Origin of the sequence: Intrasporangium sp., from assembly GCF_040414665.1 — a bacterium.
Classification (GTDB): Bacteria; Actinomycetota; Actinomycetes; order Actinomycetales; family Dermatophilaceae; genus Intrasporangium.
In genome coordinates, this window is sequence record NZ_JBEDUL010000069.1 from 1 (window position 1) to 10,062 (window position 10,062).

Below are 10,062 nucleotides of genomic sequence, written 5' to 3' on the forward strand. Positions count from 1 at the left end.
GCTGCCGTTGACCACCGATGGCCCGAGCTACGAGTTCGAGAACAAGGTCACCGGCGGGCGGATCCCGAAGGAGTTCATCCCGTCGGTGGACGCGGGCTGCCAGGAGGCCGCCGAGTTTGGCGTGCTGGCTGGCTACCCGATGGTGGACGTGCGGGTCACCCTCACCGACGGTGCCTACCACGAGGTGGACTCGTCCGAGCTGGCCTTCAAGATCGCCGGATCGATGGCGTTCAAGAAGGCGGCCGCGCACGCGGACCCCGTGCTGCTCGAGCCGGTGATGGCCGTCGAGGTCAGGACGCCGGACGACTACATGGGCGATGTGATCGGCGACCTGAACAGCCGGCGTGGCCAGATCCAGGCCATGGAGGAGCGCTCCGGCGTCCGCGTGGTCAAGGCCAACGTGCCGCTGTCCGAGATGTTCGGCTACGTGGGTGACCTGCGCAGCCGGACCCAGGGCCGGTCGGACTACGGCATGCAGTTCGACTCGTATGCCGAGGTCCCGCCCAGCATCGCCAAGGAGATCATCGCCAAGGCCCGTGGTGAGTAACCACAGGTAACACAAACGTCAATCAGAAGAACGGCGCAACGAGGAAGCGCCTTGGCCCCACCGCCGGTGGGGACGATCGCAACGAGGAGAAACCAGTGGGCAAGGCCAAGTTCGAGCGGACCAAGCCGCACGTGAACATCGGCACCATCGGACACATCGACCACGGCAAGACCACGCTGACCGCGGCGATCACCAAGGTGCTGCACGATAAGTATCCCGACATCAACCCGTTCACTCCCTTCGACCAGATCGACAACGCGAAGGAAGAGAAGGAGCGCGGGATCACCATCTCGATCTCGCACGTCGAGTACCAGACCGACAAGCGGCACTACGCACACGTGGACTGCCCGGGTCACGCGGACTACATCAAGAACATGATCACTGGTGCCGCGCAGATGGACGGGGCCATCCTGGTGGTCGCGGCCACCGACGGCCCGATGCCGCAGACCCGTGAGCACGTGCTGCTGGCCCGCCAGGTCGGCGTGCCGTACATCGTGGTCGCGCTGAACAAGGCCGACATGGTGGACGACGAGGAGATCCTGGAGCTCGTCGAGCTCGAGGTACGTGAGCTGCTCACCCAGTACGAGTTCCCCGGCGACGACGTCCCGGTGATCCGGGTCTCCGCGCTCAAGGCGCTGGAGGGCGACTCCGAGTGGAGTGCCAAGGTCATCGAGCTCATGGAGGCCTGTGACGACAGCATCCCCGAGCCGGTCCGGGACACCGACAAGCCGTTCCTGATGCCGGTCGAGGACGTGTTCTCGATCACCGGCCGCGGCACCGTGGTGACCGGCCGGATCGAGCGCGGCAAGGTGCACACCTCCGAAGAGGTCGAGATCATCGGCATCAAGGAGAAGTCGATGAAGACCACGGTCACCGGTGTGGAGATGTTCCACAAGATCCTGGACGAGGGCCAGGCTGGTGACAACGCGGGTCTGCTGCTTCGTGGCATCAAGCGCGAGGAAGTGGAGCGCGGTCAGGTCGTCATCAAGCCGGGCACCAACACGCCGCACACCGAGTTCGAGGGCCAGGTCTACATCCTGTCCAAGGATGAGGGCGGACGGCACACCCCGTTCTTCAACAACTACCGTCCGCAGTTCTACTTCCGGACCACGGACGTGACGGGTGTCGTCCACCTGCCCGAGGGCACCGAGATGGTCATGCCCGGCGACAACACCGACATGAAGGTCGAGCTCATCCAGCCGATCGCCATGGAGGAGGGCCTGAAGTTCGCCATCCGTGAGGGTGGCCGCACGGTCGGCGCCGGTCGCGTCACGAAGATCATCAAGTGACCTGACGTACGTCTCCCGGGAGGGCCCGGTCCGCTTCGGCGGGCCGGGCCCTCCCGCCTTCCCATCACACCCATGACGTATGCCGCTGGGCTCGTTCCCGGGGTCGGCGCGGTTTCGTGGGTTGCTGGCCCCCCGCAGCCGGCGCGGGTGCCTAGGGTAGGGGGAATCGAATCGGAGGTGTTCTCGATGGCCATGGACGTGCGACTCACCGTTCTGTCCCGCGCGCTCGACCAGGCGGTTGCTGTCATCGATGGTGTGCAGGAGAGCCAGCTCGGGGATCCGACGCCCTGTCCGGGCTGGGACGTCGGCCGGCTCCTCGCGCACCTCGTCGCCGCACCCGGGCGGTTCGTCGAGATGTCCAACGGCGGTCAGCCGGACTGGTCCACCGACCCGCCGGTCGGGCCCGGCGAGGCGGGGTCGGCCTTCCGAGCCAGCGCTGATGAGCTCCTCGCGACGTGGAGGGCCAAGGGCGAGGACGCGGACACCAGCATGGCGGACTGGCAGACGGCGGAGGTGGCCGTGCACACCTGGGACCTCGTGAGGGCGACGGGCCAGGACCCGGATCTCGACCCCGAGGTCGCCGAGCGCGGCATGGCGTTCATGACGGCCGGGCTCACCGACGACAACCGTGGACCGGCCTTCGGTCCGGAGGTGCCGGTGCCCGGCGACGCCCCGGTCTACGTGAGGCTCGCGGCCGTCGCCGGCCGCGCTCCCTGAGGTGTCTCGCTGGGACAACCGACGGGACGAGAGCCCGCTGATGGCCTGGGGCAATCAGGCGTCACTCACAGCTGTCCCCGTGACGTGTCCCAGCAGGCTCGAAACCCGCGGTCAGACTGGCGCAAGGCCGATGACCGCGCGGAAGGCGTTCTCGACCAGATCCGACCGATCGTGCGTCCCCATGCTGCCCGAGACGAACGCGTACGCGTAGCCGCCCTCGGTGCTTGCCCAGCCCACGCTGCCGCCGATGCCACCCATGCCGAACCCGTCCCCGTCGACCGCGAAGCCGAGCCCCCAGGACCGCGGCTCACCGCCCATGACCCGGTCGACGCCTGACGCCTGCGACCGGGCGGCCTCGTCACGCAGTGCCGGGGAGATCAGCTGGCCCTGGAGCAGCTTCGCGTACATGCCGGCCACCGCACGGGCCGTCCCGTGGCCGTTGATGGCCGGGACCTGCGCCCGGCGGAAGGCCTCGCTGTTGACGACGTCGGCGTCAATCGCTCCCGGCGGGTTGAGCAGCGCCTTGCCCAGCAGGTCGGACGCAGTCGGCTGCGCGACCTGCTCCGCGAGGACATCGAGTCCGGTCAGGTCGACGACGCGCCCCAGCTCACCGGACGTCAAGCCGATCGCGAAGTCCAGGTGCGCGGGCCCGCAGACCTCCTCGCGGAGGTAGCTGCCGACGACACGCCCGTCGACCCGGCGCACGAGCTCGCCCACGAGGTGGCCGTAGAAGAGGGCCGACTCCCCGATGGCCATGCCTGAGGGCCAGAGCGCCTCCTCGACGGCCAGGCGGCCGCACAGGCCGGCCCAGTCGAGCAGCAGCGACGCCGGCGCGGGCTCGGCGAGGGCGACGAGCCCGACCTGGTGGGACAGGACCTGCCGCACCGTCGCCTCGGTCCGCAGCTCGGGCCAGTAGCGCTGCATCGACGCGTCGAGGTCGAGTCGTCCACGGTCCACCAGGGTGAGCGCCGCGAGGGCGGTGACGGGCTTTGTCACCGAGTAGGGCATGACGATGCTGTCGCGGTCCCACGGTCGGGTCCGGTGAGCGTCGGCGTGGCCGCCCCAGAGGTCGACGACCCACCTGCCGTCGTGCCAGATCGCGGTGGCGGCGCCGGTGCCCTGCTGCGCGCGGACGACCTCGGCGAAGGCGTCCTGCACCGTCTCGAAGCCGGCGGACACCCGGCCGTGAACCGTCATGGCGCCAGCATGGCGGGCCGGTCAGAGCAGCGCCACGGCTTTGCCGACCTCCCGGATGGAGCCGACGGTGATCGGGTCGAGGACGAGCTGGACGTGGACGGCCCCGGCGTCGGCCATGGCAGCGACATGCTCCGCGATGGCCGCGGGCTCCCCGGGCACCGGGTCGACTGCGACGTTGTAGTCACCCTCGCCCATGACCCGACCCCGGCCGGAAGCGAACCGCACGAGGACCGCAGCGGTCGCCCCCACCTCACCCGGCTGCCGACCCGCCTCGGCGGCGGCCGCCTCGACCCGGTCACGCATCGACGCGAAACCCGAGACGGAGTTGCCGTAGTCGCTCCACCACGTGTTCCAGAGGTCGACGTGCGGCAGGCCGATCCGCATCATCCGCGGGCCGGTGGAGCCGAGCATGAGCGGCGGGCCTCCCGGGCGGGTCGGCGGCGGGTCGAGGACGCAGTCCTGCACCGAGTGGAACCGCCCGCGGACGTCGGATCGGCCCTCCCGGACGAGCTGCCGGATGATCGTGAAGGCCTCCTCGAACCGCGCCACCCGATCTCCGAAGGGGAAGCCGAAGGCCCGGTACTCCCGCTCGTTCCAGCCGGCGCCGAGGCCGAGCACGAGCCGACCCCCGGAGATGGCGTCCACCGTCGCAGCCATCTTCGCGAGCATCGCGGGTGCGTGGAACGACGTCGACGCGACGAACGGCCCGAGCTCGACCCGAGACGTGACGGTGGCGAGGGCGGCCAGTGACGTCCAGGCCTCCCACGGACCCCGGGTGACCCCGCCGGGCAGGTCATAGAGCAGGTGGTCGCCGAGCCACAGCGAGTCGAGGCCGACGTCCTCCGCAGCCCGTGCCAGGTCGAGGAGCTCCGGCCACTCGACGCGCCGCTCGACCTCGGGCAGTTGGACACCAACGCGGATCCGATCCATGGCGCCCATTGTGACGGGCGGGAGTAACGGGAGTCCGGGAGGGCTGGGAGTGCTGTGGCGGCGGCGAGCGAGCACAGCGGCATACGGCCAGGATTGGGTGGGGGATAAGGTCGCTCCCATGGCTCACGCGTTCGACATCGACACCGAAGCCCAGGGCCTCATCGACTTCGTCGACGCCTCGCCGACCTCCTTCCACGCGACCGCGCAGGCCGCTGCCCGCCTCACCGAGGCCGGCTTCACCGAGGTGGTGGAGTCCGAGCCGTTCCCGACCGCACCGGGTGCCCACTTCGTCGTCCGCGGCGGCTCCCTCATCGCGTGGGACACGACGGGGGCGTATGCCGCTGGGCCGGGTCCCGCTGCCGGGTTCCGGGTCGTCGGGGCGCACACCGACAGCCCCAACCTGCGGGTCAAGCCCAACCCCGACCACCTCAAGGCCGGCTGGCAGTCGCTGGGGGTGGAGGTCTACGGCGGGCCGCTGCTGAACTCATGGCTCGACCGGGACCTCGGCCTGGCCGGCCGGGTCGCGGTGCGCAGGCAGGGGCGTGGCGAGGGGCGCCATCAGGTCGAGACCCGCCTCTTCCACGACACCACACCCCTGTTACGCGTGGCGCAGCTCGCGATCCACCTCGACCGCGAGCAGAACGAGGGGTTGACCCTCAACCGGCAGCAGCACCTCGAGCCGCTCTGGGGGCTGGGGGACGCGCCCGGCGACTTCCGGCGCTACCTCAGCGAGCAGGTCGGTGTCCCGGCGGCCGACCTCCTCGGCTGGGACGTCATGACGCACCCGGTCGAGCCCTCCCGTCGTCTCGGGCGCCGCAGCGAGCTCATCGCGGCGCCCCGGCTCGACAACCTCGGCACGTCGTACGCAGGGGTGCGGGCGCTGGTCGCGGCCGCCCGCAGCGAACCGCGGCTCGTGCCGGTGCTCGTCCTCTTCGACCACGAGGAGGTCGGGAGCCAGTCGGAGCGGGGGGCGATGTCCACGCTCCTGCCATCGGTCCTCGAGCGCATCGTCCTGGCTGGCGGCGGATCCCGGGAGGACTACTGGCGGGCGCTCGCCTCGACCGTCATCGCGAGCGGCGACATGGCGCATGCGACGCACCCGAACTACGCCGACCGGCACGAGCCGCTCCACCACATCGCGGTCAACGGCGGGCCGGTGCTCAAGATCAACTCCAACCTGCGCTATGCGACCGACGCGCTCGGCGAGGCGGCGTTCCGGCTCGCCTGCGAGCAGGCCGCGGTGCCGATGCAGTCGTTCGTCGTCCGCACCGACCTCCCGTGCGGGTCGACGGTCGGCCCGATGACGTCGGCGCTGACGGGAGCCACGACCGTCGACTTCGGTGCTCCGCTGCTGTCCATGCACAGCGCTCGCGAGCTCGGTGGCGCCCAGGACCCGGCCATGTACGTGGCGGCGCTCGCGGCCTTCCTCGCCCCCGCCTCCTGACCCTGTCCCTGTCCCTGTCCCTGGTCGAGTGTGCACTTCGTCCTGGTCGAGTGCGCACTCCGCGCCCGGCTGGGTCCTGGTCGAGTGTGCACTTCGCGCCGGGGGTCCTGGACGAGTGTGCACTTCGCGCAGGGCGCGGAGTGCACACTCGACGAAGAGTGGACGTGGGCTCGCAGCCAGCCGTCGGGGCGCCGGAGCCAGCTCAGCGGCATACGGCCACATCGCGGTGACGCGCCGTGATTTCGGGGATTCGTGCTCCCCGGCGGTCGATTTGATAGTGCTTCTGGGCTCTGGCACACTTGTCGGGTTGCTTGACGCGCGTCGCTGACCCATGTCAGTGCCGCCGCCCCTCGACTGCACGATCTCACGACGTGCAACGGACTCGTCAGAGGCCCGAGGGAAGCGCAAGCCACCCGGTTCGGCCGGGCAATCCAGGACGAGAGCGGCACTTCGGTGCGGCTTTTTCCGCGGAGCGGGCGCGACACGCCCGACCTCGGGGGTCGGATGCCAAGGGAACCGGACTGCACAGGTACGGCGAGAGAGAGACGTAACGGAGATGGCGGGACAGAAGATCCGCATCCGCTTGAAGTCGTATGACCACGAGGTCATCGACAACTCGGCGCGCAAGATTGTCGACACGGTTACGCGTGCCGGCGCCACGGTGGTTGGCCCGGTTCCGCTGCCGACGGAGAAGAACGTCTTCGTCGTCATCCGGTCGCCGCACAAGTACAAGGACAGCCGCGAGCACTTCGAGATGCGCACGCACAAGCGCCTCATCGACATCATCGACCCGACGCCCAAGGCCGTCGACTCGCTGATGCGTCTCGATCTGCCGGCGGACGTCAACATCGAGATCAAGCTCTGAGGCGGCCATCATGAGTGTTGCAGCCACCACCTCTACCACCACCTCAGCACGGACCATCAAGGGCCTGCTCGGCAAGAAGCTCGGCATGACCCAGGTGTGGGACGCCGACAACCGGCTCATCCCGGTGACCGTCGTCGAGGCCGGCCCCTGCGTCGTCACGCAGGTCCGCAACGGCGAGAGCGACGGCTACGACGCGGTCCAGCTCGCCTTCGGTGCGATCGACCCGCGCAAGGTCAACAGGCCCATGACGGGCCACTTCGAGAAGGCCGGCGTCACGCCGCGCCGCCACCTCGTCGAGCTCCGCACCGCGGACGCCGCCGACTACGAGCTCGGCCAGGAGATCTCGGCCGACGTCTTCGAGGCCGGCCAGCGCGTCGACGCGACGGGCACGACGAAGGGCAAGGGTTTCGCGGGTGTCATGAAGCGCCATGGCTTCGCCGGCGTCTCCTCCTCCCACGGTGCCCACCGCAACCACCGCAAGCCCGGCTCGATCGGCGGGTGCGCCACGCCGGGCCGCGTCTTCCGGGGCATGCGGATGGCCGGTCGCATGGGCGGAGTCCGCCAGACGACCCAGAACCTCCAGATCCACGCCGTTGACGCCGAGAAGGGTCTGCTGCTCATCAAGGGTGCCGTCCCGGGTCCCCGCGGCGGCATCGTCCTGATCCGCACGGCCGCGAAGGGTGCATGAACGACATGGCAACCAAGACGCCGAACCTTCCCGCTGACATCTTCGATGTCCAGACGAACGTCCCGCTGATCCACCAGGTCGTGGTGGCCCAGCTCGCGGCCGCTCGTTCGGGCACGCACTCGACCAAGACCCGTGGCGAGGTCCGCGGCGGTGGCCGCAAGCCCTACCGCCAGAAGGGCACCGGCCGCGCCCGTCAGGGCTCGACGCGTGCGCCGCAGTTCGCCGGCGGCGGCATCGTCCACGGCCCGCAGCCGCGTGACTACGCGCAGCGCACCCCGAAGAAGATGAAGGCCGCCGCCCTCCGTGGCGCCCTCTCCGACCGGAACCGCTTCGGCCGCATCCACGTGCTCGACTCGATCGTCACGGGGGACACCCCGTCCGCGAAGGCCGCAGCCAAGGTCTTCGCCGACCTCACGGAGCGCCCGAACGTGCTCGTCGTCATCGAGCGCGGCGACGACCTGACGTACAAGTCGGTCCGGAACCTGCCGAACGTCCACGTCCTCGTGTCCGACCAGCTCAACACCTACGACGTGCTGTGCGCGGACGACATCGTCTTCACGCAGGCGGCCCTCGACGCGTTCGTCGCCGCCAGCGAGAAGGGTGCGAAGGCCGACCAGCCCGCCAAGGAGGACTCGAAGTGAGCATCCACGCCAAGGACCCCCGCGACATCCTGATCGCGCCGGTCGTGTCCGAGAAGTCGTACGGCCTTCTGGACGAGGGCAAGTACACGTTCATCGTCGACCCGCGCGCGAACAAGACCGAGATCAAGAACGCCATCGAGCAGATCTTCAATGTCAAGGTCGACAAGGTCCACACCCTGAACCGCCAGGGCAAGGCCCGCCGCACCCGCTTCGGCACCGGCAAGCGCAAGGACACCAAGCGTGCGATCGTCTCCCTCCGCGAGGGCTCGATCGACATCTTCGGTGCGGGCGCCTGACAACGACGAAAGATCCTTGAGGACTAACGAACATGGCAATCCGTAAGTACAAGCCGACCACGCCGGGCCGTCGCGGCTCGTCGGTCGCCGATTTCGTCGAGATCACGCGCACCACGCCGGAGAAGTCGCTCGTCCGCCCCCTGACCAAGTCGGGTGGCCGCAACAACGCCGGCCGCATCACGACCCGCCACATCGGTGGGGGTCACAAGCGTGCCTACCGCGTCATCGACTTCCGTCGCCACGACAAGGACGGCGTGCCCGCCAAGGTGGCCCACATCGAGTACGACCCGAACCGCACGGCTCGGATCGCGCTCGTCCAGTACGCCGACGGCGAGAAGCGCTACATCCTCGCGCCGAACCGGCTCAAGCAGGGCGACCCGATCGAGAACGGCCCCGGGGCCGACATCAAGCCGGGAAACGCCCTACCGCTGCGCAACATCCCCGTCGGTACCGTCGTCCACGCGATCGAGCTCAAGCCGGGCGGCGGCGCGAAGATCGCCCGCTCCGCGGGTGCTCGCGTCCAGCTCGTCGCCAAGGAGGGCCCCTACGCCCAGCTGCGCATGCCCTCCGGTGAGATCCGCAACGTCGACGCTCGCTGCCGCGCGACGGTCGGCGAGGTCGGCAACGCCGAGCAGAGCAACATCAACTGGGGCAAGGCCGGCCGCATGCGGTGGAAGGGCAAGCGCCCGACCGTCCGCGGTGTGGCGATGAACCCGGTCGACCACCCGCACGGTGGTGGTGAGGGCAAGACGTCCGGTGGGCGTCACCCCGTCAGCCCCTGGGGTCAGACCGAGGGCCGGACCCGCAAGGCACACAAGGAAAGCGACAAGCTCATCGTGCGTCGCCGTCGTACTGGCAAGAAGCGCTGATAAGGAGCCTTTGGAATGCCTCGTAGCCTGAAGAAGGGCCCCTTCATCGACGACCACCTGCAGAAGAAGGTGGACGCCCAGAACGAAGCGGGCACGAAGAACGTCATCAAGACCTGGTCGCGCCGTTCGGTCATCAGCCCGGACATGCTCGGCCACACCTTCGCCGTCCACGACGGCCGCAAGCACGTCCCGGTGTTCGTCACCGAGTCGATGGTCGGCCACAAGCTGGGCGAGTTCGCCCCCACCCGCACCTATCGAGGCAACGCCGACACCGGCCGCCGCCGATGAGCCCCGAGCACGAGATCGACGAGACGCAGGGCGGCAAGCCCGACGAGAAGATCGTCGAGCAGGCCGCCGAGGCCAAGGCCGAGCAGGAGGCCAAGACCCCGCGCCGGCGTCGTCGCCGCAAGACCGAGGACCCCGAGGTCGCGGCCGCGGCCGAGGAGCAGGACAAGCCGCGCCGCCGCCGTCGTCGCCGCAAGGCCGACGAGGAGGAGGGCGAGGCGGCCGAGCCCGTGGCCGAGGAGACGGAGGCGCCGGAGGAGGACGCCGCCGAGCCCGACGAGCCCGAGGAGGAGG

Annotated in this window: 12 protein-coding genes and 1 pseudogene; 11 read left to right on the forward strand and 2 right to left on the reverse strand. The window is 69.5% G+C overall.

The features are described from left to right. The 3 genes and pseudogenes from fusA to ABF401_RS08080 form a co-directional block, all read left to right on the forward strand. Window positions 1-547 (forward strand): annotated as a pseudogene (fusA, locus tag ABF401_RS08070) (elongation factor G); the annotation flags it as partial. 95 nt (window positions 548-642) lie between these two features. Next, window positions 643-1,836, forward strand: coding sequence for an elongation factor Tu (tuf, locus tag ABF401_RS08075; RefSeq protein ID WP_353509032.1), 1,194 nt, complete (start codon window positions 643-645; stop codon window positions 1,834-1,836). A gap of 186 nt (window positions 1,837-2,022) precedes the next feature. Next, a complete protein-coding gene (locus ABF401_RS08080; RefSeq protein WP_353509033.1) occupies window positions 2,023-2,553 on the forward strand; it encodes a TIGR03086 family metal-binding protein in 531 nt (176 codons plus the stop codon). 111 nt (window positions 2,554-2,664) lie between these two features. On the opposite strand, the gene ABF401_RS08085 is transcribed toward ABF401_RS08080, so the two are convergent. Together ABF401_RS08085 and ABF401_RS08090 are read right to left on the reverse strand one after the other, a co-directional pair. After that, the gene (locus ABF401_RS08085) at window positions 2,665-3,750 is read right to left on the reverse strand and encodes a serine hydrolase domain-containing protein (RefSeq protein WP_353509034.1); all 1,086 of its coding nucleotides are present in this window, start codon (window positions 3,748-3,750) and stop codon (window positions 2,665-2,667) included. A gap of 21 nt (window positions 3,751-3,771) precedes the next feature. Beyond that, on the reverse strand, window positions 3,772-4,680 hold the full coding sequence (locus ABF401_RS08090) for an LLM class flavin-dependent oxidoreductase (RefSeq protein WP_353509035.1): 909 nt from the start codon (window positions 4,678-4,680) through the stop codon (window positions 3,772-3,774). 118 nt (window positions 4,681-4,798) lie between these two features. Between ABF401_RS08090 and ABF401_RS08095 the strand changes: the two genes are divergently transcribed. From ABF401_RS08095 to ABF401_RS08130, 8 genes are all read left to right on the forward strand, one after another. Further along, window positions 4,799-6,124, forward strand: coding sequence for a M18 family aminopeptidase (locus ABF401_RS08095; protein WP_353509036.1), 1,326 nt, complete (start codon window positions 4,799-4,801; stop codon window positions 6,122-6,124). A gap of 556 nt (window positions 6,125-6,680) precedes the next feature. Further along, a complete protein-coding gene (gene rpsJ / locus ABF401_RS08100; protein WP_009775966.1) occupies window positions 6,681-6,989 on the forward strand; it encodes a 30S ribosomal protein S10 in 309 nt (102 codons plus the stop codon). Between the two features lie 10 nt (window positions 6,990-6,999). After that, window positions 7,000-7,677 (forward strand): 50S ribosomal protein L3, encoded by a 678-nt coding sequence (rplC, locus tag ABF401_RS08105; protein ID WP_353509037.1) that lies wholly within the window; start codon window positions 7,000-7,002, stop codon window positions 7,675-7,677. Then, the gene (rplD, locus tag ABF401_RS08110) at window positions 7,674-8,318 is read left to right on the forward strand and encodes a 50S ribosomal protein L4 (RefSeq protein WP_353509038.1); all 645 of its coding nucleotides are present in this window, start codon (window positions 7,674-7,676) and stop codon (window positions 8,316-8,318) included. Before rplC ends, rplD begins: the two co-directional genes overlap by 4 nt. Beyond that, the gene (rplW, locus tag ABF401_RS08115) at window positions 8,315-8,614 is read left to right on the forward strand and encodes a 50S ribosomal protein L23 (protein WP_353509039.1); all 300 of its coding nucleotides are present in this window, start codon (window positions 8,315-8,317) and stop codon (window positions 8,612-8,614) included. The genes rplD and rplW overlap by 4 nt, the downstream gene beginning before the upstream one ends. 32 nt (window positions 8,615-8,646) lie before the next feature. Continuing rightward, on the forward strand, window positions 8,647-9,483 hold the full coding sequence (gene rplB / locus ABF401_RS08120) for a 50S ribosomal protein L2 (protein WP_353509040.1): 837 nt from the start codon (window positions 8,647-8,649) through the stop codon (window positions 9,481-9,483). 15 nt (window positions 9,484-9,498) lie between these two features. Next, window positions 9,499-9,771, forward strand: a complete 273-nt coding sequence (rpsS, locus tag ABF401_RS08125) for a 30S ribosomal protein S19 (protein ID WP_353509041.1) — start codon at window positions 9,499-9,501, stop codon at window positions 9,769-9,771. Next, window positions 9,768-10,062, forward strand: a 295-nt coding sequence (locus ABF401_RS08130) for a hypothetical protein (RefSeq protein ID WP_353509042.1), incomplete at its 3' end; no start/stop codon positions are given. The genes rpsS and ABF401_RS08130, both read left to right, overlap by 4 nt.

Coding starts and splice junctions, on each gene's coding strand:
- ABF401_RS08080 (WP_353509033.1), top strand. CDS start 2,023: ATGGCCATGGACGTGCGACTCACCGTTCTGTCCCGCGCGCTCGACCAG.
- ABF401_RS08085 (WP_353509034.1), bottom strand. CDS start 3,750: ATGACGGTTCACGGCCGGGTGTCCGCCGGCTTCGAGACGGTGCAGGAC.
- ABF401_RS08090 (WP_353509035.1), bottom strand. CDS start 4,680: ATGGATCGGATCCGCGTTGGTGTCCAACTGCCCGAGGTCGAGCGGCGC.
- ABF401_RS08095 (WP_353509036.1), top strand. CDS start 4,799: ATGGCTCACGCGTTCGACATCGACACCGAAGCCCAGGGCCTCATCGAC.
- rpsJ (WP_009775966.1), top strand. CDS start 6,681: ATGGCGGGACAGAAGATCCGCATCCGCTTGAAGTCGTATGACCACGAG.
- rplC (WP_353509037.1), top strand. CDS start 7,000: ATGAGTGTTGCAGCCACCACCTCTACCACCACCTCAGCACGGACCATC.
- rplD (WP_353509038.1), top strand. CDS start 7,674: ATGAACGACATGGCAACCAAGACGCCGAACCTTCCCGCTGACATCTTC.
- rplB (WP_353509040.1), top strand. CDS start 8,647: ATGGCAATCCGTAAGTACAAGCCGACCACGCCGGGCCGTCGCGGCTCG.
- rpsS (WP_353509041.1), top strand. CDS start 9,499: ATGCCTCGTAGCCTGAAGAAGGGCCCCTTCATCGACGACCACCTGCAG.